This window comes from Croceivirga radicis (assembly GCF_002072105.2).
Lineage (GTDB): Bacteria > Bacteroidota > Bacteroidia > Flavobacteriales > Flavobacteriaceae > Croceivirga > Croceivirga radicis.
The window spans coordinates 239,513-264,725 of sequence record NZ_MTBC01000002.1; the positions used below are offsets into that span (position 1 = coordinate 239,513).

A 25,213-nucleotide genomic window follows, 5' to 3' on the forward strand; every position below is an offset into this window, starting at 1 on the left:
AAAAAGCGCCTGATTAGGCGCTAAGTTATGCGGTATTTTCTATTTAATTTACCTCAAAAGTAATTTTTACGTTCACGCGGTATTCATCTACCTTGCCGTCTTTTACCGTGGCACTTTGCTCGTTAACGTAAACAGAACGAATGTGCTTTACCGATTTTGCAGCTTGTTCTACCGCTTTGTTTGTGGCATCTTCCCAGCTTTTACTAGAATTAGCCAATACTTCAATCACTTTTAAAATTGCCATAGTTAATGTTTTTAGAATTCTCTTAGAAGATAAGAAATTCTATTTAAAAACATTAGCCATTTATGGCAACAACTTCACTTACCTTTTCACCCAACATGTTCTTTAACATCGTTTCTATACCATTTTTTAGGGTAAACGTAGAAGAAGGGCAGCCACTGCAAGCACCTTGTAAAATAACGTTAACTTTTTTAGTCTCACTATCATAAGACTCAAACATGATATTACCGCCGTCACTGGCTACTGCTGGTTTTACATATTCTTCTAGAATAGAGATAATGGCTTGTGAAGTTTCATCTTGTTGTACTTCAGGTTTTGCTTGTACTTTATTGGCCGCCTTTGTTTTAGAAAGTGCTTCATCAGAAACAGCGTCCTTACCATCTGCAAAATAGGCGCGAATAAACTCTCTTATTTCCATAGTTACCTCGTTCCATTCTGCAACATCATATTTTGTGATGGAAACATAATTTTGGTCTATAAAGACCTCTTTTACAAATGGAAAGTGAAACAATTGACTGGCCAATTCTGAGCCTTTTGCCTCGTCTATATTTTTAAACTCAAAAATAGTAGGAACAATAACTTTGTTCATTACAAATTTCATAACCGCAGGGTTGGGTGTAACCTCGGCATAAACAGAAATAGGTGTGTTGTTTTCAGAGTCCTCCAAGACAATAGGTTCTCCCGCATTTAAGTATTCTACTAAATTTTGGGCAACTTCGTCTTTAACATCATTCCATTCCACAATATCAAATCGCTCCATGGCTACAAAATTCCCAGAGATATAAACTGTTTTTATAAAAGGTAAATGGAACAGCTGTTGGGCCAAAGGCGATTTTTTAGCCTCATCTATATTTTTAAACTCGTAATTGTCCTTTACTAGAAAATGATTTGCCTCAAACTTCAAAATAGCAGGATTGTTGGTCTCTACTACGGTTATGTTATAATCTTTCATGGCTAAAATTTCTACAAAAGTACAAAGTAATCTTGGCGTTGCATAGATATAATAATGTTACTTTATTCCCGTTATATTTTTTGTTTTATTAATTAGAGAGATACACTTAGCCCCAACCAGATGAATAAACTTATACCAACCTTGGCAATACTTCTTTTGTTTTTTGGTACAACAAAAGCACAAGAGGGAATTCCTGTTTATTTTGATTATTTAGCGGATAATTACTACTTGGTTTATCCTTCTATGGCAGGTATAGGAGAAGGCGGTAAAATTAGACTTACGGCAAGAAAGCAATGGTTTAATGTAGACGAAGCTCCTAGCTTACAAACTTTGAATGCTAATTTTAGGGTAGGTGGCAAAAGTGGAATTGGTTTTATTCTATTTAACGATGCCAACGGTTATCATTCCCAAACTGGTTTTAAAGGTACTTATGCACATCATTTACAGTTGGGGGGCGATTTTAGAACCTTGAATCAGTTGTCTTTTGGTTTAAGCGCAGGTGTAATCTTAAGTAGTTTAGACGAATCTGAATTTATTTCTATTCGGCAAGATCCTCTTGTAAGCGGCGTTAAAAATACTACCAGTTATTTTAATACTGATTTAGGCGTTAGTTATAACTTTCTTGAATTCTATGCCCATGCTGCAATTTTAAACCTTTTAGGTAGTGGTAGGGATTTGTATACCTTGGCAGAATTTGACAATTTAAGACGCTATCTACTTTCTGCGGGTTATGTTTTTGGTAAGGGCGATTTTAGAATTGAGCCTTCTACTTTGTTCCAAATGACAGATTTTACTAAGGAAAAGACAATTGACCTTAACCTAAAGGTGTATAAAGATCTAAACCCAACTACCACGGTGTGGGGAGGGTTATCTTATAGAAGAAGTTTTGATGGTGCGCAGTTTCAACAAGATGGTACGTTTGGAGAGCAGCGTTTACAGTTGTTCACGCCTATAGTTGGTGTAAACATTAACCGATTTTTATTTTCATATAACTATTCTTATCAATCTGGGGATATTCGTTTTGATAATGGGGGCTTTCACCAAATAACCCTGGGCTATGATTTTGGCAAGCAAGAGGAAAAGAGGTACAATTGTTATTGCCCTGCTGCCAATTAAAAGAAAAAAAGGACAGTTGTTTACAACTGTCCTTATCTTTAAAATCCATTCTGCTATTTCCAGTTAAGTTCTTTTTTAGCGGCTTGCTTTTTAATGGCTTTAAGTAAGGCGTTTTCAAGTTCGCCCTTTGTGTTTTCTTTTTGATGCTGGGCCAAGTAGGCTTCCCTTTTCGCGTTTGTTTTTTGTATTTCAGCTTGAATTTTGGCACGTTCCGATTTTTTCTGGGAAACATAGGCCTTAATCTCTTTTTTAGATTTGCCTTTTAACGGGGCCGGTAAGGCCTCTGGTGCAATTTCTTCAATAGCATCAGCATCTTCCTCTACAGCATCTACTAAATCCCAGCTAGAATTTTTATATAACTTAGAACTTTTACTTACGGCCCTGCTAACGGCTACCTCGGCCTCCATTTCATAGGCGTTATTATCTTGCAAGCGTTGTTTATCTAATCTGGTAGTTCCGGTGGCGCCATACGCCACATAGGTGTTATTAAGTTTGGTGTTTAGCTCTATTATAATTTTATCATATGGGGTGGCTACATAAATTTGTTCTGCATTGTGGTCTATGGCCATGTAATCGCCACCGCTAAGTTGGGCGCCATCTTTCCACTTTGTACTTATCCCTTGTGCATAATTGCCACAGAAGATAGTATTGATGACCACATCTTTCTCTTTTGCTTGTAAAACCGCATCTTTATAGTTGGTTCGGCCTTGGGTAAACGGTTCGTTACCCGCAATAAAAACTAGTTTTAGGTCGTCTGGGTTCTTTCCCCAATCCAATTGTTTTAAAGAAGTATTTATGACGGCACCGCAATATTCTTCCCCGCCGTTGGTGGTTAAAGAAAACAATTTTTCTGAAATCTCGTCTAAATCATTACTAAAGGGAAGTACTTGCCTTATATAACCTTCTTGTGCGGTTAAATCGTCATTTCCATATTCATACAGGGCTATCTGTAATTCTGGAGTACTCCCATTGCCGCATTTGGCATAGGAAAATTCATTGACAATATCCCAAAGCTGCGATTTTGCTTGGTTAATTAACCCGTCCATACTATTGCTGGTGTCTAATAGCAAGGCAATTTTTACATATTGTTTTTTGGGTTTTACAGGGTGTAGTTTATCTTCTAATTGTATTTCGGTCCTCAGGCCAGCTATTTCTTTGGTTGCCAAACGGGAGGCCTCAACGTAACCAATACTTAAGGTTAGTAAACTTAAACCGATTAAAATGTTCTTTTTCATGATGAATGTTTTTGTGATTAAATAGACTTCTTTTCAACATTGTTCATCACAAACCTAGGGGAGCATTTTTAGGTAGAAAATTCATAATTAGGAAAGATCCGTTGTTAGTTAGTTTGGTTTGTACTTCAATGAGTTAACTATACTTTTTCTATTTTTTATCTCCTCTCAGTGGTTATATGTCATTTTCTAGTGCCACCTAAATAACCTAAGTTTACCTTTAATTATGAGGCAGTTTCTATTCTTTCTAAGCTTGTCTATGGCCATGCTTTCCGTACATACCTTTTATGGTCAGCAAAATCAATCAGGATTTATCCTAGAGGGGTTGGTGCGATCTCAGGATAATCAAATGCCAATTTCAGGTGTTTCGGTAAGTACGGATAAAGGAGAATATACTAGTACCAATGGTTTAGGTGAGTTTAAAATTCGTGCCAATATTGGTGATGAGATTGTTTTTAGAAGTCCCGAATTTGAAACGGTATTTCATAGGATTACTTCTAAAGAAGAGATTATTGTAGAGGTACAAGATTTTGAGCCAAATGCTAGGGGCGGTTCTAGGGCTACAACGGCTGTTGAACACCAACGTTATTTAGATTCTGCAAATTTCTATAAGAAAACGGATATTGAAAAAAGTTTGGATTTTATTTCTAAATCCATTTCCAATACAACACTAGAACCCAGCAAAACGCAGGTAAACCATAGCTTAACCCTGTTGGGAGAGATATATTTATACCACAAACAGTTTGATTTGGCCGTTGCAAATCTAGAAGATGCCCTGGGTGCCAAAAAAACCGTGCGCACTACCTTGCTCTTGGCAAAAGCCTATGTTCTAAATAAAGAGTATGATGCCGCATTGGAACAGCTGCAAAAATTAGATGCGGTAAAGAATATGCCGCCATATCAAAGAATAGAAAAGGAGGAGCTTAAAGGAGATGCCCAAAAGGGCATGGGTAAAAGCAAACTGGCACAGCAATTTTATGAAGCTGGTTTAAAAATTGCAGAAAAAAATCAGGTAACTCCTAAGATAATTGATCTAAGCACCAAGATTGCGGAAAATTTTGCGGCACAGAATAGGCAAATAGAGGCAGAGGATTATTACAATAATTCCATTAAGTTAAGTAAACAGCAGGCTCCGGAAAGACAAGTTCGGGAAAAAGAAAAAGTAGCGGATTTCTATAATCAAACCAGCCGTTATGAAGATGAGATTCAATTGCGAAAAGAAAATCTTAGTCAGTTAAAACGGTTGCCCAAAAAAAAGGTGCTTTTAAAAGATGAACCTGCCCAAAAAGATTCTATTACCACCCAACGCATCAACTATAAAATTGCCAATGCATATATTGCCCAAGAAAAATTGGCAGAAGCCATTCCTTATTTGCAAAAAAGTATTGTGGAGGCAGATTCTGATAATGATTTGGTGGTTCAAAAAGATGCAACCCGAAAATTATCAGAGGTGTACGAGTATCGGGGCGATTTTGATAAGGCCTATAAAACCTATCAGGAATATGTTTCTTTAGTAGACACACTCTACATTAGAAAGGAACAGGAGCTTTCTAGATTGGCTCGCTTAAATAGAGAGGTGGCCAACAAGCAAAATCGTATTTCTTCTCTGGAACAGGAAAGAGAGCTGTCTCAAAGTAAGTATAGTTTGGCCATGACCGAACAGAAATTGTTCGAGACGCGTGCCAATTGGCAAAAGGTGCTGATTTATTCTTTGGTTATGGGGATGGCGTTGTTTGCGTTAACTGCTTTCTTTTTTTATAGAAGCAATCAAAAACAAAAATTGGCCAATAATTTACTCGCCTTAAAATCATTACGCTCGCAAATGAATCCGCATTTTATATTTAATGCATTAAATTCTGTGAACAATTATATTGCCAAGAGCGATGAGCGTAGTGCCAACAGATACCTTAGCGATTTTTCATTGCTTATGCGTACGGTACTAGAAAATTCAGAAGAAGACTTTATACCGTTTACCAAAGAACTAGAGCTTATAAAATTGTATTTAAAGTTAGAGCATTCCCGCTTTCCAGATAAGTTTGATTACGATATCAAAATTGCAGATGAGGTAGATATACATGCGTTTCAAATTCCGCCTATGTTGGTGCAGCCCTATATTGAAAACGCCGTGTGGCATGGGCTTCGTTATAAAGAAAATAAGGGAGAGCTTATTGTATCGGTAACGCAACCTCAAGAAGATATGCTAGAAATTATGGTAACGGACAATGGTATAGGGCGAAAGCATTCTGCCAATCTTAAGACCGATAATCAGCGAAGACAAAAATCCAAGGGTATGGGTAATATTAAAAAGCGTATTGCTATTTTAAATGATATGTACAAGAATAAGGTAGATGTAACCATAAACGATTTAAATGAGGATGAGACAGGAACAAAAGTGGTGTTACGCCTAAAAAAAGACTAGATGAAACTTAAAGCTGTTTTAGTAGAAGATGAAGCCAATAGTCGTGAAATTTTACGAAACTATTTGGCTAAATATTGCCCGTCCGTAACACTTTTAGGTGAAGCAGACAGTATAAAACAAGGTGTTGCCGCAATTACAGAACACAAGCCAGATTTGGTGTTTTTAGATGTAGAAATGCCTTTTGGTAATGCGTTTGATTTGTTGGAGGAGTTTCCGGATCGCAATTTTGAGGTCATATTTGTAACGGCCTATAACAATTACGCCTTAGACGCCCTTAACAACCATGCGGCATATTATTTAATGAAGCCTATAAATATAGATGAGCTAATTAAAGCGGTAGAATATGTAGCGGCCATTAAAATAAAGGAAGGCGAGCTAACGGGTAAGGTGCTTAAAAGTAGTTTTGCCAAGACCGAAGGTAAGATAACCATACCGCAACAAGATGGTTTCCAGGTTTTGGACGTATCGGAGATTTATTTTTGCAAGGCAGATGATAACTATACCGAAATCTACCTAAAAGAACGCAAGATTGTAGTGAGTAAAACACTAAAGTATTTTGAAGAAGCCCTGGCGGATTTCCCGTTTGTTCGCATTCATAAATCGTACCTAGTAAACTTGAACGAAATTGTAAAATATGTAAAAGGAAAGGGCGGTTCGGTTATATTGACCAATGATAAGGAACTCTCTGTCTCTGCTTCCAAAAAGGCAACCTTATTATCTCATTTTAAATCGTAATGCTATGCTTATAAAAACAGTAAATGGTAAAACCCCAGTTTGGGGACCCGATTGTTTTATTGCGGAAAATGCTACAATTGTTGGGGAAGTAAATATGGGTAGCCAATGCAGCGTTTGGTTCAACGCGGTTTTACGTGGCGATGTCCATTTTATAAAAATAGGCAATAAGGTTAATGTACAGGATGGGGCGGTTATCCATTGTACCTATGAAAAAAGTCCTACAACTATTGGCAATAATGTTTCCATAGGGCATAATGCCATTGTGCATGGTTGTACCATAGAAGACAACGTTTTGGTGGGTATGGGCGCAATTGTTATGGACGATTGTGTTCTGGAATCTAACAGCATCATAGCGGCTGGTGCCGTGGTAACCAAGGGTACACGGGTACCTTCAGGAACCATATTTGCAGGTATGCCCGCGCGTAAAATTAAAGAAGTAAGCCCAGAATTAAGTAAGGGCGAAATAGACCGTATTGCCAATAACTATGTAAAATACAGTAGTTGGTTCAAAGAATAGGGCTAGTCCGCCGCTTTTCCTATTTTTGCGTTACACTAAAAAGATAGAAAATGAATGCATATATTTTTCCCGGTCAAGGGGCGCAGTTTGTAGGTATGGGGTTAGACCTTTATGAGAAGTACCCTCTGGCACAAGAACTTTTTGAAAAAGCCAATGACATCTTAGGTTTTTCCATAACGGACATCATGTTCCAAGGAACGCCAGATGAGTTAAAACAGACCAAAGTTACCCAGCCGGCGATATACTTGCATTCCGTAATTCTATCTAAAGTTATGGGAGATAGCTTTAAACCAGACATGGTTGCAGGTCACTCTCTAGGCGAATTTTCTGCTTTGGTAGCAAACGGGGCATTAAATTTTGAGGATGGCCTTAAATTAGTTTCCCAAAGGGCACAAGCTATGCAAAAAGCCTGTGAGCTACAACCAAGCACCATGGCGGCCGTACTAGGTTTGGAAGATGCCTTGGTAGAAAAATTATGCGAAGAAACAGAAGGTATTGTAGTACCTGCCAATTACAATTGCCCGGGGCAGTTGGTTATTTCTGGAGAGGTAGCGGCCATACAGGCAGCTTGTGAAAAAATGAAAGAAGCGGGTGCGCGTAGAGCCTTGGTTTTACCGGTAGGCGGGGCGTTCCACTCGCCATTAATGGAGCCGGCTAGAGAAGAATTAGCGGCGGCCATAGCAGCAACTCAATTTAAGGAACCTAGTTGTCCGGTGTATCAAAATGTGACCACAACCGCGGTTACCGGTTCTAAAGAAATACAAGAAAACCTAATAGCCCAATTAACGGCTCCGGTTAAGTGGACGCAGAGCGTGCAACAGATGTTGGCAGATGGTGCCAAGACCTTTACGGAGATAGGTCCGGGTAAGGTGTTGCAAGGCTTGGTAAAGAAAATAGACCGCAGTGCGGAAACCCAAGGCGTAGAACTTACGTAGGTAGTTATAACGGGGCTTTTAGCCGTTTGTCTTAAGAAACATAGATTTAATCCACCTTTTTGTTTAAATCTATGTTTTTTTTCTAATATTTGGTGTCCCCGAACACGAACAGAACACTATTTACTTTGTTGATACACAGTATGAAAATAATAACCCACCAGCTACCCAACCGCTTTGCGGCTACCCAGCTATTTTCTGCCTTTAAAAACTACTTTTTTATTGTTGCTTTCTTTTGCTCTGGGCTTGCTTTCGCACAACCGGAAGTGTCAATAGTAGCAACCGATTTTACTGCAGACGAGGATGGTTTGGACCAAGGACAGTTTACGATTACGGTTTCAAATAATGAATTATTTGGGACTGAAGTTTTTTTTCAAGTTTCTATTTCTAGTACAGCCTCTGAAAGTGTTGATTATAATTTGAGTGAAACAACTTCCGTAAATGTGCCTTATATTTTAATTGGTGAGGATTCCGCGACAATTGATGTAGATGTAATTCAGGATTTTTTAATTGAAGGAAATGAAACCGTGGTACTGGAATTAATTCTGAATCCCGGTGATAATAGTGCTTATACCATTGCTTCTGGTCAAGAAAGTAGTACTGTTACCATTTTTGATGACGACGTTGCCGGTGTATTGGTAAACGGCATAGATGCAGCTGGTGGTCCGGTTACGGGTACAGCGGCAGAAGATGGGTCGCAAACGGCTTCTTTTACCTTTAGCCTAACTAGTGAGCCAACTGCAGATGTAGAAATTGCATTATCCGGTTATGGAACCCAATTAAATGGTCCTGCTAGTATAACCATTCCAGTTGCCGATTGGCAAACGGGAGTGGTATTGGATGTAACAAGCGTGGATGATGCTATAGACGATGGGGATGTATCTGTAGCCATTGCAACAGGGGATGTTACTTCCACGGATACAGATTATAATCTACTTGCCGATGCCGATGTAGCTGATTTATCCGTGACTAGCATTGATAATGACACTGCCAATTTAATTGTTTCTGCAATTAGCGGGCCGGTTAGCGAGGACGAAACAACAACAGCAACATTTACCGTGGTATTGGGTGCAGAGCCGCAAGGAGACATAGATGTACTTGTGGTTTCTCAAGATAATGGTGAAATTGAAGTTGATAGCGATAGGTTAACGTTTACCGCTAGCGACTGGGACACCCCACGAACCATTACAGTTACAGGAGTAGACGATACAGATGTAGATGGTGATGTAACTGTTAACATAAATGTAGCAATAGAAGAGCCAGCGGCCGATACGTCTTTTGACGGTTTAGGAACCAGAACGGTTGCTGTTGTAAACCAAGATGACGACCAATTTGAAGCGGAAATTAGTAACGCTAGTAATGCGGTGGAGTCTCCGCTAACTAACGGGGGTTTTACAATTGAGTTAGACCAACAAAACTTAACTGGTGGTGACCTATCTGTAAATTATAGTATTGGTGGTTCGGCAACAGCAGGTACAGATTATACGGCTTTAAGTGGTGTGGCTACTATTATAGATGGTGAAACTTCTGTTGTGGTAAACATAGCGCCAATAGATGATAATATTGTAGAGCTTACAGAAAACATTATAATTACCTTAACTGCAGGTACGGGTTACACTATAGGCTCCGATAATACGGTAACCATAGGTGTAGAAAGTGAAGATACGGCCACAATCACTATTGAAGATGTTAGCGAAAATGAAGATGATGGCGCCATTACGGTTACTGCAACCTTAGACAATGCGGTAACTACGGGCTTTACGGTAAACGGTATTTTGGCAGATGGTACTGCAACTTCCGCAGATAATGATTATAGTACGGGAGGTTCTAGGCAAATGAATTTTAACGGTTCCGCTGGCGAAACAAAATCTTTTCAGATAACACCAATCGCTGATGCCAAAATAGAAGATAACGAAACCATTTTGGTTAGTCTATCTACGGCAAGTATGTTTGGTGGTCTCATAGATACTTCGGATACGGCTACAGTTACCTTGTTGAACGATGATGGTTGTGCGGCTGGCAACACCGCGCCAAATTTAAATACAAGTGCTCCTACAGAATTTTGTGATGTTACCAGTACAGACCTTAATGTGTATGTAACCAATGCAGCGCCCACAGGAGCAACTCTAAAATGGAGCAAGAGTAACACTAACCTAACCGATGCCAGTACGCATATTGGCAACAATACTGCAGATGAAAGCACCACGTACTACGGGTTCTTTTATGACAGTTTAAACCAATGTGCAAGTCCGGCAATTAGTGTAACTATTGTGTTTAACCAAACACCAAGTACGGGTACCATAAATAATTTTCAAGTTTGTAATACTACTGCAGGTGGTAACAACGCCTCCGCAGACTTAGACGAGAGAATAACAGGAGCTGATGCCGGTATCTGGGCATTGACCACAGACCCTTCTGGTGGGCAGGTAGCAATTGGTTCTGGTAACGTGGTTAATTTTGCGGGGGCGCCGTTGGGTGATTATATCTTTACCTATACCACCAATACGGCACAAGGTTCTTGTAGTGATGCCTCAGATACGCTTTTGATTAGGGTAACCGACTGTGCTTTTGATTGTGATGCAGGTAACGAGGCACCCACACGAGATAACTCGGTTGATGATAATTTTTGTGATGTTGTAGATGCGGACTTAAATGATTTTGTTACGGGCAATGCCCCAAATGGAACGGAATTGCGTTGGAGTCCTAACCCAGATCCTTTGGTAACCAGCGCACACCGTAGTAATTTGGTTACTACACCTGGTACGTACTATGGTTTTTATTTTGATGTAGCCAATGACTGTGCCAGCCCAACTATAGCCATAACCTTGGTGCTGAACGAAACGCCGGAATTAACTGCGGCCAACGGGGATACCATATGTGATGGTGGTGTGGCAACCCTTACGGCAGATGCCACGGTAGGCGCTAGTGTTAGGTGGTATGCAACTGCAACAGACAATACTATTTTGAGTACTTCTAAAACCTTTACGCCAGAGGTAACGGAAACCACAAGTTATTTTGTAGAGGCGTTTGCCAATGGCTGTGCCTCAGATAGACAAGAGGTTGTGGTTACGGTATTAGAAGGGCCAAGCACTGGTACCATAGTAGATACTTCGGCATGTACGGTTGCAGGTCCAGAAAACCCTACAACATTAGATTTAGATGAGGTATTGGAAGGTGAGGATCCAGGTACATGGGAATTTGTTTCCGGAGAAGAAACCGTAAGTATTGGTGCAGAGAATATTGTGGATTTTGAGGGCCTTGCCCAAGGAAACTATACGTTTAGATTTACTACTACAGCTGCAGAAGCACCTTGTACCAACAATTCCATAGAAGTAACATTAACAGCAGTTAACTGTTTGTTAGATGCCGATAATGATGGTTTAAATGATGACCAAGAAGAAATTTTAGGTACAGACCCTAATAATCCAGATACGGATGGCGATGGTATTTTAGATGGCCAAGAAGTAAATGTAGACCAAACCGATCCTCTAGATGCATGTGATTCCGTAGGGGGTACACCACTACCAGAAGATGATTGCGATTCTGACGGACTTACCAATGGTGAAGAGGTGGATTTGGGTACAAATCCTTTTGTTGCAGACACGGATATGGATGGATTAACGGATGGTGAAGAAGTTTTGGTGGTAGATGACCCAACTACGGCTTTGGTTCCAGAAGTAGCTTCTAATCCGCTAGACCCTTGTGATCCTTTTATTGATAGTGAGGCATGTGGGGCAACCGCTTCTGATTTAGAGATTACCAAAACGGTAGATGTGGCCAAGCCACTAAGTGGAGACCAAATAATATTTACCATTACCGTTGCCAATTTAACCGAAGGTGGGGTAGCAAGAAATATTGTGGTGTTAGATGTTTTGAGTGATGCTGCTGCTTTTAATATAATCAGCGAGGAGGTGGCGGAAGGTACCACTTTTGATGCCCAATTGGGAATCTGGTCTATTCCACAGCTAGATGGTGAAGAAGCGGTAACGTTAAGGTTAACTGGTACGGTTGCTGCAGCAGGGAATACAGATTTTACCAATACGGCAACTATAGATCAGGTTGTACCACAAGATATAGACCCTAGTAACAATATAGCTTCGGTGGTAGTAGAAGTACAGACAACAGAATGTGTGGACCCTGGTACCATATGCAATATTTTTTCCCCTAATGGAGATGGTATAAACGATAGGCTTACATTAGTTTCAGCAGGAGATTATCCTAATAATTACCTTCAGATTTATGACCGTTACGGCAATGCTGTTTATGAAAAACGGAATTACCAAAGCGATTGGGATGGAACTGGGGAAAATGGCGCATTACCCAAAGGAACCTATTTCTATACCTTGGATTTAGGTGATGGGACGGATGTAATAAAAGGTTGGATTCAAATTATACGATAATACGAACACTATCCATGAATAACCCTTATAAACTTTTAATGCTTTTTTGCTTTCTTAGTGCCAATTTATTGGTCTTTGGGCAAAAAGAACCACAATACACCCAGTATATGTACAACGTGGGCAGCTTTAATCCTGCGTACGTAGGTTCTGTGGCAAATACGGATTTATCCTTGTTGTACAGAGCACAGTGGATAGATATAGAAGGTGCACCTAGAACGCTTAGGTTTGGTATAAACCATCCTTTTAAAAATGAAAAAATGGGAATGGGTTTTAACGTGGTTAGCGATGAAATAGGGCCTTTGCAACAAACGTATATAGACCTAGCCTATTCGTATCAAGTAAATTTGGATTCAGACACTTATTTGTCCTTTGGGGTAGATGCAGGTGGGTCTTTGTTAAATATAGATTATTCCAAGGGAACTTTTGAAAACCCAGGTGATCCTGGTGTAAACGGTCAAGATTCCAATAATTTTTATCCAACCGTTGGGGCAGGTTTGTTTCTTTATTCAGACGACTGGTACGTTGGGGCATCTATTCCTAATTTTCTGACCAACGGTATTTATAATGATGAGGTAGCAACGGTAGTAGAAGATAAAATACAGTATAATCTAATTGCGGGTTACGTCTTTAATCTATCGGATAACACCAAGTTTAAACCGGCTTTTTTACTTAACTATTTAAATGGTGCCCCGGTAAATGCGAACCTATCGGCTAATTTCTTGTTCGCAGACGCGGTAACTGTTGGTGCGTCTTATAGGTTTGGTAATGCGGTTAGTGGTTTGGCAGGCTTTCAAATTTCTAACAGCATCTTTTTTGGGTATTCCTATGATTACAATACCAACGGATTGGGAGAATACAATAGCGGTTCCCATGAGGCCATCTTAAAATTCTATTTTGGTAGAGGTGGTAATGGAGCCAATGGCGGTAGGGCCAAAAAAGAGAACTTAAAAGGAAAACCCAAACAAATAGATTCTCCTAGATTTTTCTAAAGTGTAGTATAACGATGAAAAAAAGTATATTCTTTATTCTGCTAATAGTAGTGAGCTTTGCGCAAGCACAAAATCGTAAATCCAAAGGAGATGACTATTTCTTTTCTTATGCTTACGATAAGGCCATTGCGGCCTATGAGAAAGATATGGGCAAGGGTTTTGCCTTGGCAACGGAGCAAAAATTGAATTTGGCAGATGCTTATTTTATGACCAAATCTTACAAGAAAGCAAACGAGTTGTATTTGCAATTGTTTGTTAACAATGTAAAATTGGGAGATAAACGCATAAATCGTCTCTTTAGAAGCCTAGAGCAAACGGGAGATGTACAACGTGTTAAGGAATTAATGCAGCATGATAGTATCAACCTTTCGCCACAACTAATAGAAAATATGGAGTTTAATAATGACCTGTTGTTTGATGATGTTGCGCAGGTTAATTTAGATTTCAACGTATTTGACATTGGGGGCAATACAGCTAAAGAAGATTTTTCGCCCACCTTTTATAAAGACAATCTTTTATTTACTTCGGCTCGCAAGCCATTAGGTAAAAAGATGGATGCGGCTTCTGCTGGTTATCTAGATATTTTTGAAGGCGAAATAAAGGAGGATGGTACGCTTTCTAATATTTCAGGTTTTAAAGCCATTAAGAATTCTAAGTACCATGAGGCTACACCTTACTTTTCCGAAAAGCTAAATGCAGTGTTTTATGTACTCTCCAACACTTTTGAAGGCGAGTTGGAGTTTGATGAGAAGGGTAAAAATGCCTTGTCTATTGGTATGCAAAGAATAGATGGCGACTTTAGATACCTTTGGCGGGATTTAAGTACTTCTTTCTATTATCCCTATTATGATGAAAGAACTGGAAGATTATACTTTGCTGCGGATTTTGGAGATGGTTATGGTGGTACGGATTTGTATTATGTAACTACCAATAATGGCCAAGTTATGAGTGCTCCTGTGAATTTAGGCCCTCGTGTAAATACCTTTGGTAACGAAATTGCACCTTACCTATTTGAAGGTACTTTATATTTTGCCTCAGATATATTCTACGGTTTGGGCGGTATGGATATTTACAAAACGGAAGTAACGGACAACGATACCTATAGCATACCCGTAAATCTTGGAACTCAAATAAATTCAGAGAAAGACGATTTTGGATTTATCATAAAGAATTATGGTGAAGGCTTACTTGGTTATTTTTCTTCTAATAGAGAAGGTGGTAAGGGTAGTGATGATATTTACGGTTTTCTTGTAGATGAAAAACCAGGTTTAAAAACATTTGTACTAAATGGTCAAATTAAGAATAGCAACTCAGGATCTGGAGTGGCAGAGGCCTCAATTGCGTTATTAAGTTTAGACGGAGAGGTGTTAAAGGCAACTAAGGCAGATGCGGACGGTAACTATAGAATAGAAGTGCCATGGCAAGAAGGGATAACGGTTGAGGTTTTTAAAGATAGATACTCTACCTATTTGCAAAAGTATTCTCAAGAAGAAATGGAGGGGTTGCAAACAGCTGCTTTTAACCCTACAATTGCCTTGTATGACGATTTAGTAACCGAAAAGGAAGGGCAAAAGGTAATTAAACTTCGTAAATTCTTTTTCCAAAGGGGAAGTAGTAAAATTACGCCAGAAATTGCTGTAGAATTGGATAAGGCTATTGAAGCTGTTAAATTTTTCCCTAACATGCAATTGCGTATAGAAACCCATACAGATAGTAGGGGTGGAAGCGCAACCAATTTTAGAATAACACAAGCCCGTTCAGATGCTATTAAAAAGTACCTAATTGCTAATGGTATGCCAGCAAGTAATATATTATATTCTGTAGGTTATGGGGAAGATAAGATTCTAAACAATTGTACCAACGGAAAATTTTGTTTAGAAATGCTACACCAGCAGAACCAACGCTCACTACTGGTAATTCTTAATGATAATATCTTATTTGATTAGGACGGCTTAATACGCCAAATTACATTCTGTACAACACTTAACTTGGCCGTAATAGGTTTCGCGATATTTGTGTAATGTTTTGTAGGGAATACCGGCAATGTACTTTTTAATGTATGTTACTTTTGGGGAAAACATTCCCATTTTTTTAGAATAGCGTCTTTCGTTTTTAGTCTGTCTCTTAATGTAAATAACTCGCATAGTAAATTTTGAACCAACAAAGGTTTAAGAAAATACACGCAAAGTCAAGTTTATTCTGTTAATCCTAAGATAAGAAGTGTTAAAACACCATTAGATAGCAATAGTAAAGGGAAAATGCGCTTAAAAATACAATCCCTAGATAGCTCAATCCTTTTAACAGGTTATTTGGTCTGTATGCTTTGGGAAAGGTGGGTTGTGTTACTGTTTTTAGATTCATCCAACCTAAAATAGGTGCAAATACAAAAGAAAAAAAGGTAGCCAAGGCTACTAGATTGCCCATATTGGCACTAAATTGGTAAATAACAAACCAATTAAGTAAGGCTAGCCCTAATACCATAAAGGCAAAACTATATTTACTTGCAGTGCGATTTTGTGGTGTACTTGATTTTTCCAATAAATCTAGACTTACTCTTGCCAGAGCATCGTGCGCCGTCATACATGTACTAAACATGGTAGCTAATGCGGATATAGCTATAAGACCGTAGGCCCAATTGCCTAAATATTGTGTGAATAGCGTTACAATTTGGTCAGCAAAAATAACTGCGCTACCACTTAAATCGGTGTTGGTTCCGTACAAGGTTAAGCAGCCTATAGCCAAGAAAAATAGGGCTAAAATGCTGGTAATTACATATCCTATATTAAATTCCCTTAAAGCTTCATTGATACTAATTTTAGAACCTTTTAATTTTAATTTTTCAACACTCCACATGCTTACCCATCCAGATGCTTCTACAGCGGTAGGCATCCATCCTACCAAACCAATAAGGAACAAAATGCCAATTTCATTAAATAGGGTTGGTGCCGTAAAGCCATGGGTGGGCGCAACTTGCCCTTTGCCAAACGCCATTAAGGTAACTATCAATAAAGCAAAAAATAAAATGGAGACAACTAGTTTCAACGACTGTTCCAATACTTTGTAGCGTCCAATAATTAGGAGAAGGCTAATGGCAAAAAATAGAAGTAATGCAGCTAGATTTAAGCTTATATCAAGTTTTAAAAGATTAATCAACAAACCAGCGGTAACTACGTAAAGAGCTGCTAAAATGGTAAAACAACTTACTATTGTTATAATGCCATAACCATATAAAAACGGCTTTCCTAAGTCTAAATAACCAGAAATAAGTGTTTTTTTGGTGACATTGGTGTACCTAACCCCAAATTCAAAAAATGGATATTTTAATAGATTGGCAAAGACTATGGGCAAAATCATGATCCAACCGTATTGTGCGCCTGCTTTGGTTGATAATACCAAATGGGAGGTGCCTATGGCCATACTAGCAAAAAGTATACCTGGGCCTAATTGTTTAATTAGTCTTAGTAGCTGGTTCATTCTAGTGTAAAATACAAACTAAAGTACTGTTTTTGACTAAGGTTTAGAAATACTATATTTATTTGTATCAAGGTAGTTGTAAAAGATGAAAACACTTAAGAAAATTATGATTTGGGTATTGGCAATTATTGGTATGTTGGTATTGGGTTACGTTATGGGACCAAGGGTAAAAAGACCAAACCTAAAGCTAAAATCACCTAAAGTGACCAGGGATTTACGTAAACTGGAAAAAACCATCAAAGTACGAGAAAAGCGGATTAAAAATATAAAACCAGATAACCAAGCCCGTATTGTTTGGGCAGATAGTGTGCCTAAGAAAACCGCTTACAGTTTGGTGTATTTGCACGGATGGTCTGCCAGCCAGGCAGAAGGGGCACCTTTACATACAGAGACTGCAAAGCGTTACGGTATGAACTTGTTTTTGCCTAGGTTGGCAGGTCACGGATTAGAGGAAGAAGACCCAATGGTAAATTTAACCGCTGACCAACTTATTCTCTCTGCCAAAGAAGCAATTGCAATTGGCGAACAAATAGGGGAAAAGGTAATAGTAATGGGTACCTCAACAGGTGGTACGTTGGGGCTCTACCTTGCAAAAGAAAATAAAGCCATTCATAGCCTGTTGTTGTATTCGCCCAATGTAGAAATTTTTGATGCAAGCGCTAAATTATTGTCTATGCCTTGGGGCTTGCAGTTGGCCAAGATGGTAAAGGGTAGTGACTATCATGAATTCGATACCGAAATTGAGTTAAAGAACCAATATTGGACTACGAGATATAGGCTAGAAGCGCTTACCCATTTACAGGCATTGGTAGATGAAACTATGGTTCCAGAAACATTTGCTGCCGTTACCCAGCCTGTTTTTTTGGGATATTACTATAAAGATGAGTTGCATCAAGACAGCGTTGTTTCCGTGCCGGCCATGTTAAACATGTTTGACCAATTAGGTACTGCTGAGAATGAAAAACAAAAATGGGCTTTCCCCAATGCTGCCAATCATGTTATGACATCTTATATTACATCTAAGGATTTAACAGCCGTTAAACAGAAAACATATCGTTTTATAGAATCTGTTTTAGCTATAGCCCCTAAAGAGGAATAGGTTAACAAAATCGATTGCATTAGGTGTTTTTTATTTGGTATCTTGAGTGTTCAAACAGATAAATTTAAACCGAAGACCAATGAAAAACACTGCTCGTACCATGCTATATGGTGCTCTAGTAACCTGCCTTTTTTTTTCTTGTAAACAAGAAGAAAAGTCCGCCATTCCATGGCAACCACTATTTAACGGTGAAAACCTAGAAGGGTTTGTTAAAAAGGGAGGCAATGCGGAATATACCGTGATGGATAATTCCATTGTGGGCACCACAAAGCACAACACCCCCAACACATTTTTAACAACAACCAAATTGTACGGAGATTTCATCTTGGAGCTCGAGGTAAAATTAGATTCCAGTATGAATTCTGGTATACAAATAAGAAGTAACAGTATCCCACAATATATGGATGGTAGGGTACATGGTTATCAAATAGAAATTGATCCATCTAACCGTGCTTGGAGTGGTGGAGTGTATGATGAAGCAAGAAGAGGTTGGCTTCATAATGTAGCAGACAACCCAAAAGCCCAAGAGGCATTTGACAGAAAAGGTTGGAACCATTACCGTATAGAGGCAATAGGCGATACCCTAAAAACATGGGTCAATGGTGTGCCGGTAGCACATTTGCTAGATGATAAAACAGCTGAAGGATTTATAGCCTTGCAAGTACATAGTATAGATAAAGCCCAAAAAGCGGGTACGCAAGTGCAATGGAGAAATTTAAATATATTAACCGATAATCTATCCGAATACAGTAAGCCTTCGCCATTACCACTTAAGCAAACCAAAAATCAATTAACGGATGGAGAAAAGCAAGCGGGTTGGCAATTGCTTTGGGATGGTAAGACAACCAATGGTTGGAAAGGAGCAAAACTGGATAGTTTTCCCGATAAAGGATGGGAGATAACAGATGGTACCCTTAAAGTTTTGGAAACCGGAGGTGGTGAGTCTACCGCTGGCGGCGATATTATTACTACAGATACTTATGCCAATTTTGAGTTTAAAGTAGACTTTAAAATTACGGAAGGCGCAAATAGCGGTATAAAATACTATGTGGACCCAGAGTTGAATAAGGGTGAAGGTTCCGCAATTGGATTGGAATTTCAAATTTTGGATGATGCTAGACACCCAGATGCCAAATTGGGTAATCATGAGGGTAGCCGAACAATGGGCTCTTTGTACGATTTAATCAAAGCAGACGAAAACAAGTTGGTTTACCCTATTGGTGAATGGAATACAGCTCATATTGTGGCTAGGGACAATAAAGTGACACACTACCTTAACCATCAAAAAATAGTGGAGTATGAACGGGGTTCAGATGCTTATAAACAATTGGTGAACGAAAGTAAGTATGCCAAATGGCCAAGTTTTGGCATGGTAGAGGCGGGTCCGATCTTATTACAAGACCATGGGCATGAGGTTTATTTCAAAAACATAAAAATCTTACCTATTTCAACCAAATAATTATGAGTACAAGAAGAAATTTTATTAAAAAAAGCGGGGTAGGGGCTATAGGTTTAAGTGTAATGCCTCAGATTAACACAGCTAATTGGTTATCTCCAAACGAACAAATAAATTGTGCGGTTATAGGGGTGCGTAGTAGGGCAAAGGCTCATGTAATAGCTATAAATGCAGACCCCAACGCAAAAATACTATACAATTGTGATGTAGATACAAAGATTTTAAAAGACCACTCCCAATGGTGCTTAGAAGAAATTGGTTATGTGCCAAAAGAAAGTACGGATTTTAGATTGGTTTTAGAAGATAAGGATGTAGATGCGGTCTTTATTGCTACACCAGAACATTGGCACGCACCAATGGCCATAATGGCTTTACAGGCAGGTAAACATGTTTATGTAGAGAAACCCTGTAGCCATAACCCGTGGGAAAATGATTTGCTCATGCAGGCCCAGAAGAAATATGGTAAAAAAGTTCAGATGGGCAACCAACAACGTTCTGCACAGACATCAATTAGCGCAATTGGGGATATTAAAAAAGGTATTATTGGTGAGGTATATAAAGGAGAAGCGTACTATTCTAACAACCGGGGTAGTATAGGAATTGGCCAAGAAGTACAAGTTCCCGAACATCTTAATTGGGATTTATGGCAAGGGCCTGCTCCTAGAGAGAATTTTAGAGACAATGTTCATCCGTACAACTGGCATTGGTTCAAGACTTGGGGTACTGGAGAAATACATAACAATGGTACCCACGAAATAGATATCTGTAGATGGGCGTTGGGGGTAGATCTACCTACAACGGTTACATCTTTTGGTGGTAAATATACGTTTCAAGACGATTGGCAATTTGTAGATAATCAACAAGTAACCTATACTTTTCCAAATAATAAATTTATAACATGGACGGGACATAGTAGAGGTATAATGAAACCAGAAAGACCTGGCCGTGGAGCTGTACTATATGGTAGTAAGGGTACAATAGAGTTGGATCGTAATTTTTACAAATTGTATGATTTAGGTGGTAATTTGATTAAACTAGAGAATGAGCCCAATCAAAGCGCTACAACAAATACCCAAGGAATAGGCGGTTTGGACGTAAACCATGTGGGGAACTTTTTTAAAGCGATTAGAGAAGATGTATCGTTGCATTCAGATATTCAAGATGCCGCTGTTTCTACCCAATTATGCCATTTAGGAAATATGGCGCAAGAGGCTGGTGAAACTTTGAAAATTGATGCGGTCACCGGTAAAATCAGCAATAATAAAAAAGTAATGGAGCACTGGAAGCGCGATTATGAAAAGGGCTGGGAACCTAAACTATAATACCATTTAGCTAGCAAATACTAAATTTCTTGGGTAAACTGTGATTATGGGTTTACCCAAGAAAAATGTTGCTGGTTAATGGTATCTTTCTGTTCATGAATGTACGTAACAAAAGCCTTTGCTACTGGTGAAAGTTTTTTCTTTTTAAGATAAACTAAATTCCATTCTGTAGTAATAGGCAACCCTTTATAAGGTATAATGGCTATCTGGCCCATTTCTACGGCGTTTTTTATACCTATCATTGGCATAATACTATATCCTAAACCGGCAATAACAGCTTGCTTTAAAGCTTCGTTAGAAGTAAGTTCAATTTTCTTCTTTACTGCAAGGTTTTGTTTTTTAATAAAACTTTCCATGGCATTTCTTGTAGCAGAGCCATATTCTCTAAATAGTAGTGGTTCGTTTTCCAAAACCTTTTTCTTAGGAGTTTTGCTTAAGGCCTGTCTAAGTGTGCCTCCAACCAAGTAAAGTTCGTTTTTTAAAAGGGGAATGCTTACCAAGTCTAAATGCTCAGGTAAAACAGATACCAATGCAAAGTCTACATTGTTTTGTTCTAAATCTTCTACCACCCTTAATTTGTTGGTTACATCCATCTTAAAATCTATAGCAGGATGGTTGTTTACAAACCCAGATAAATAATAGGGCATCACATATTTTCCTGTAGAAACTACCGCAATAGACAAATTGCCGGCCAATCTGCCTTGGTGTATGTCTATTTTCTGGTTTATTTGGTCATATTTAACCAAAATATCTCTTGCTTCATTTGCAATTTCTTCTCCAAATGGAGTAACATAAAGTTTTCTGCCAATAACTTCTGTTAGTGGAATTGGAAACTGTTCTTGTAGTTTTTTTAGTTGAATTGAAACAGCCGGTTGGGTTAGGTGCAATGCTTCGGAAGCCTTTGTTATACTGCCTTGGTTAACTACTTCTACAAAAATTTGTAATTGATGAAAAGTAAAATGCATTAAATATTATTAATGTTTATCATAATAAATATAAATAAAAATTAATGAAATTCTACCTGCATATTTGCAAGCAAAAAGCAATAATGCGAATTGTAAAAGTGCACAAACAAGAAAGGGGGTTATATCGTTTTCAGTACCAAAAGGCAGAAACCAATAAATGGTTATTCTGGATGGCCTTCATGGGATTACTGCTGCTAGTTATGGTGTTGGCAACTTTTATACAATCTCCCATGCAGCCTTTTCTAATTAAGGCTGGTTTAATACTCTTTCTATTAACAATCATAAAAACAAAAACTATTTAATTCTTTAAACTATGGTACAAACAAAAACAGAAATTAAATTGGTAAACGGAACATTTACCGTTTCAGAGGCAACAGATTTATTGGTGTCTTTATTGGAGGAGAAAATCAATTTTCACAAACTACACCGTCTTTCTATGGGAGAGCGTTTTCCGGATTCCGATACGGATTATGATGACACGCGTATACATGAATTGATGCATGAGCGTACTCGGGTTAAAAATCTCTATAAGGAGATTCAAGATCCCTTGGCAAAACTTAAGATAGAAGGTACTTTAAGTATAACCATTGAAGATTAAAAAAATACAGGCAATAAATGGATTTGCACTTACTATTTGATAATTTAACAAACCCAGCACTTTTATTTTTTGTTTTAGGTATTTTGGCTTCGCAAGTTAAAAGCGATTTAGAAATACCTCCTAACTCCTCTAAATTTATCTCGTTATACTTATTGTTGGCAATTGGTTTTAAAGGCGGTCAAGAGTTGGCGCATAGTGTGTATAATGTAGAAATAACCTATGCAATAATAGCGGGCGTTTTACTGGCTTTATTGGTACCTGTTTATACGTATTTTGTATTAAGGTTAAAATTCTCCGTAGAGAATGCTGGTGCTATTGCAGCTGCATATGGTTCTGTAAGCGCGGTTACGTTTGTTACCGCCGTGAGTTTTTTAGAGTTGGAAGGGATAGCGTTTGGCGGGCATATGGTTGCTGTAATGGCGTTAATGGAGGCCCCATCAATAATTATTGGGGTTTTATTGATGCGCCTTTATTCTAATGGGAAAAAATCTAAAAAAGAATTTTTAAATCTATTTACCCATGCCATAACCAACGGTAGTGTTTTATTGATTTTAGGTAGTTTGTGCATTGGTTATGTGGCAAGTGATGCTCAGGCAGAGGGCATTAAACCATTTACCACGGATATTTTTAAAGGCTTTTTAGCGGTATTCTTATTGGATATGGGTATTACTAGTGGTAAAAAAATTGGTGCTTTACTAAAAAAGGGTTGGTTTGCATTAGTCTTTTCTATTGTAATTCCTATTATAAATGGCGTGCTTATAGCAAAATTGTCTGGTTTGTTCTTAACACAAGACGGAGACCGATTTTTATTGTCAATTTTAGCGGCGAGTGCTTCATATATAGCAGTACCTGCCGCTATGCGAATTGCGGCTCCAAAGGCAAATCCAAGTTTGTACTTGCCTATGGCGTTGGCTATTACGTTTCCTTTTAATATTACCTTGGGAATGCCACTTTATATGTTCATGATAACTATGACATAGCTAAATATAAAACAATGTAACAGCCCAATTTTGGTCGGAAATTTAACCGAACAAAGAAATTTTAAACGCTTTGGGTAAAACTTATTTTAATCTATAGGCTAGATATTTAATACGAATTCTAGTAGTATGTAAATCCCTTGATTACTGTTGTGTTTTCAAGGGATTTTTCATTGGTACAAAGGTTAACTGAATTATAATCACTTATTTAGTAGCAAATTAAAAGGTTATAAAAAATGGGTGAAGTATCTGGCTTAAACTTATTCCACAACGAGATTTCTTGTTACAAAAAGTTAGATTTTCAATTTGTAGGTAATTTAAAAGCCCGGCCGTTTAATGCCAAGGCATTTTATACTGTATTGGTGCCCGAATTGAAAAATTTAGATCCTTTGAATCTCAATTTAATTTCTGATACCGAACTAGAAATAAGCTTTCCACAAACTAAAAATGTTACTATAGAATTGGATAGTTATAACTTGGAATCAATTGAAGGTGCTGTTGTCATCCATGCAAAGGCATTGACGGGTGGTCTTTATAAAATTTTAGCATTGTTCTCGGTACTGGGGCATGAGGTTGTGATAGATTGGAAAGGGAAGCATCATTTTTATAATTCGGAAACAATTCGTAATTATAATTTTGGACATTATCACTACACGATTAATTGCAAGGCAGATTCCGTTTTTACTTATATAGAAAAGGTTGTAAATGAATTTAAATTTAGTAATGATTATTGGCAACTTAATTTGTTTTTAGATGATTTAGAAATAGAAATAAACAACCATTCTAGTACTTTAAATAAAAAGTCCAATAGTAAAGTTGATCCTTTACTTTCAATAACCATTAAAGAATCGCAATTGCCCTTAAGTACTGCTCAAGATGCAACATTTAAGCAAGATCAAAGTTATTATTTCTTAAACGTACCCGTAAAGAAGGCAATTGGTATAATTGATAGCTTAACAAAGGAGTTGTCCAGTTTTGGAGTAACAAATTATTTGGTTGTTTTTGATCCTATAAATCATCCATATTATGATTTTAGCGCAACTATTGCTAATGTAGACTTAGATAAAGTACTAGCGTATTTAAAACAATCCAGCGAGAGGGTAAACGGAAGACAAATTATTTTTGGAATAGAACAACTGGATAATAATGGATTTCTTGTTAAGCGTAGTTATATTGCCGAACCAATAGAAGATACTATTGTTATTACCCAAGGCGATATTACCCAAGGTCATATTTTTTTGGGAACCAGCTATCACGAAAGGTTATATGAAACTTTATCAAGGGTAATAGCCAAAAATTTCTGTCCTTGTTACTTACAAACCGAAAATGATCCATTCTATATTTTGCATAAGAATGATGATGACTTGGAACTGATTGAACGTTATCTCAAGACCTTTACGGGGTTTAGCTCTTGGTTTAGGGGATTTAAAAAGATATAACAATAAAAAACCCTTCAAAATCTTAAAGATTAAGAAGGGTCTTTGTACTCGGAGCGGGACTTGAACCCGCACGACCGCAATGGTCATTGGATTTTAAGTCCAACGTGTCTACCAATTCCACCATCCGAGCCTTTTGTAGGTTACCTAAAAATTTAGGTTGATAAAGTAACCTACAAAGCTGTTTGAACTTCAAACAAAAAACGCTGCCACTCGAGCAGCGCAAGAGCGAAAAACGGGATTCGAACCCGCGACCTCCACCTTGGCAAGGTGATGCTCTACCAACTGAGCTATTTTCGCATGTTTAAGAACGTCATCGATTTTCCCGATGCGGATGCAAATTTAATACAATT

At 38.2% G+C, this 25,213-nt stretch carries 20 protein-coding genes and 2 tRNA genes; 15 read left to right on the plus strand and 7 right to left on the minus strand.

Going from position 1 to position 25,213, the window contains the following annotated elements:
* Positions 1–43 precede the first annotated feature (43 nt).
* Both BUL40_RS03950 and BUL40_RS03955 read right to left on the minus strand, forming a co-directional pair.
* Positions 44–244, minus strand: a complete 201-nt coding sequence (locus tag BUL40_RS03950; protein ID WP_010518444.1) for a dodecin family protein — start codon at positions 242–244, stop codon at positions 44–46.
* A 52-nt stretch (positions 245–296) separates the two neighbouring features.
* Positions 297–1,193 (minus strand): NifU family protein, encoded by an 897-nt coding sequence (locus tag BUL40_RS03955; protein ID WP_010518443.1) that lies wholly within the window; start codon positions 1,191–1,193, stop codon positions 297–299.
* Between the two features lie 120 nt (positions 1,194–1,313).
* On the opposite strand from BUL40_RS03955, the gene BUL40_RS03960 reads away from it, so the two are divergent.
* Positions 1,314–2,309, plus strand: a complete 996-nt coding sequence (locus BUL40_RS03960) for a PorP/SprF family type IX secretion system membrane protein (protein ID WP_080318163.1) — start codon at positions 1,314–1,316, stop codon at positions 2,307–2,309.
* Positions 2,310–2,362: 53 nt separating this feature from the next.
* Here the strand turns inward: BUL40_RS03960 and BUL40_RS03965 are convergent, their stop codons facing one another.
* A complete protein-coding gene (locus BUL40_RS03965) occupies positions 2,363–3,544 on the minus strand; it encodes a vWA domain-containing protein (protein WP_080318164.1) in 1,182 nt (393 codons plus the stop codon).
* A gap of 223 nt (positions 3,545–3,767) precedes the next feature.
* Between BUL40_RS03965 and BUL40_RS03970 the strand changes: the two genes are divergently transcribed.
* The 7 genes from BUL40_RS03970 to BUL40_RS04000 all read left to right on the plus strand — a co-directional run bounded on the left by BUL40_RS03970 (position 3,768) and on the right by BUL40_RS04000 (position 15,479).
* Positions 3,768–5,960 (plus strand): tetratricopeptide repeat-containing sensor histidine kinase, encoded by a 2,193-nt coding sequence (locus BUL40_RS03970; protein ID WP_244901816.1) that lies wholly within the window; start codon positions 3,768–3,770, stop codon positions 5,958–5,960.
* A complete protein-coding gene (locus tag BUL40_RS03975) occupies positions 5,961–6,695 on the plus strand; it encodes a LytR/AlgR family response regulator transcription factor (protein WP_080318165.1) in 735 nt (244 codons plus the stop codon).
* 4 nt (positions 6,696–6,699) lie between these two features.
* Complete coding sequence (locus tag BUL40_RS03980) at positions 6,700–7,212, plus strand: gamma carbonic anhydrase family protein (protein WP_080318166.1); 513 nt, start codon at positions 6,700–6,702, stop codon at positions 7,210–7,212.
* Positions 7,213–7,262: 50 nt separating this feature from the next.
* Positions 7,263–8,147 (plus strand): ACP S-malonyltransferase, encoded by an 885-nt coding sequence (gene fabD / locus BUL40_RS03985; RefSeq protein WP_080318167.1) that lies wholly within the window; start codon positions 7,263–7,265, stop codon positions 8,145–8,147.
* Between the two features lie 140 nt (positions 8,148–8,287).
* Positions 8,288–12,544 carry a T9SS type B sorting domain-containing protein gene (locus BUL40_RS03990; RefSeq protein ID WP_080318168.1) on the plus strand — a complete coding sequence of 1,419 codons (4,257 nt, stop codon included), beginning with the start codon at positions 8,288–8,290 and terminating at the stop codon, positions 12,542–12,544.
* Between the two features lie 14 nt (positions 12,545–12,558).
* Entirely contained in the window at positions 12,559–13,533 is a 975-nt protein-coding gene (locus tag BUL40_RS03995) for a PorP/SprF family type IX secretion system membrane protein (RefSeq protein WP_010518434.1), read from the plus strand.
* Between the two features lie 14 nt (positions 13,534–13,547).
* Positions 13,548–15,479, plus strand: coding sequence for an OmpA family protein (locus tag BUL40_RS04000; protein ID WP_080318169.1), 1,932 nt, complete (start codon positions 13,548–13,550; stop codon positions 15,477–15,479).
* A 277-nt stretch (positions 15,480–15,756) separates the two neighbouring features.
* On the opposite strand, the gene BUL40_RS04010 is transcribed toward BUL40_RS04000, so the two are convergent.
* On the minus strand, positions 15,757–17,007 hold the full coding sequence (locus BUL40_RS04010; protein WP_080318171.1) for an NRAMP family divalent metal transporter: 1,251 nt from the start codon (positions 17,005–17,007) through the stop codon (positions 15,757–15,759).
* Positions 17,008–17,092: 85 nt separating this feature from the next.
* Here BUL40_RS04010 and BUL40_RS04015 point away from each other — a divergent pair, with 85 nt between their 5' ends.
* From BUL40_RS04015 to BUL40_RS04025, 3 genes are all read left to right on the plus strand, one after another.
* On the plus strand, positions 17,093–18,106 hold the full coding sequence (locus BUL40_RS04015; protein ID WP_080318172.1) for an alpha/beta hydrolase: 1,014 nt from the start codon (positions 17,093–17,095) through the stop codon (positions 18,104–18,106).
* 79 nt (positions 18,107–18,185) lie between these two features.
* On the plus strand, positions 18,186–19,565 hold the full coding sequence (locus tag BUL40_RS04020; protein WP_080318173.1) for a 3-keto-disaccharide hydrolase: 1,380 nt from the start codon (positions 18,186–18,188) through the stop codon (positions 19,563–19,565).
* A 2-nt stretch (positions 19,566–19,567) separates the two neighbouring features.
* Positions 19,568–20,884 carry a Gfo/Idh/MocA family protein gene (locus BUL40_RS04025; RefSeq protein ID WP_080318174.1) on the plus strand — a complete coding sequence of 439 codons (1,317 nt, stop codon included), beginning with the start codon at positions 19,568–19,570 and terminating at the stop codon, positions 20,882–20,884.
* A 44-nt stretch (positions 20,885–20,928) separates the two neighbouring features.
* Here BUL40_RS04025 and BUL40_RS04030 read toward each other — a convergent pair whose 3' ends face one another.
* The gene (locus BUL40_RS04030) at positions 20,929–21,849 is read right to left on the minus strand and encodes a LysR family transcriptional regulator (protein WP_080318175.1); all 921 of its coding nucleotides are present in this window, start codon (positions 21,847–21,849) and stop codon (positions 20,929–20,931) included.
* A gap of 44 nt (positions 21,850–21,893) precedes the next feature.
* Here BUL40_RS04030 and BUL40_RS04035 point away from each other — a divergent pair, with 44 nt between their 5' ends.
* The 4 genes from BUL40_RS04035 (at position 21,894) to BUL40_RS04050 (ending at position 24,863) form a co-directional block, all read left to right on the plus strand.
* Positions 21,894–22,151, plus strand: a complete 258-nt coding sequence (locus tag BUL40_RS04035) for a hypothetical protein (RefSeq protein WP_141239638.1) — start codon at positions 21,894–21,896, stop codon at positions 22,149–22,151.
* An 11-nt stretch (positions 22,152–22,162) separates the two neighbouring features.
* Positions 22,163–22,447, plus strand: a complete 285-nt coding sequence (locus tag BUL40_RS04040; protein WP_080318177.1) for a hypothetical protein — start codon at positions 22,163–22,165, stop codon at positions 22,445–22,447.
* Between the two features lie 17 nt (positions 22,448–22,464).
* Positions 22,465–23,427 (plus strand): sodium-dependent bicarbonate transport family permease, encoded by a 963-nt coding sequence (locus BUL40_RS04045; RefSeq protein ID WP_080318178.1) that lies wholly within the window; start codon positions 22,465–22,467, stop codon positions 23,425–23,427.
* A 233-nt stretch (positions 23,428–23,660) separates the two neighbouring features.
* A complete protein-coding gene (locus BUL40_RS04050) occupies positions 23,661–24,863 on the plus strand; it encodes a hypothetical protein (protein WP_080318179.1) in 1,203 nt (400 codons plus the stop codon).
* A 45-nt stretch (positions 24,864–24,908) separates the two neighbouring features.
* On the opposite strand, the gene BUL40_RS04055 is transcribed toward BUL40_RS04050, so the two are convergent.
* Together BUL40_RS04055 and BUL40_RS04060 are read right to left on the minus strand one after the other, a co-directional pair.
* Positions 24,909–24,993 (minus strand) — tRNA-Leu (locus BUL40_RS04055).
* 94 nt (positions 24,994–25,087) lie between these two features.
* Positions 25,088–25,160 (minus strand) — tRNA-Gly (locus BUL40_RS04060).
* Between the last annotated feature and the right edge of the window lie 53 nt (positions 25,161–25,213).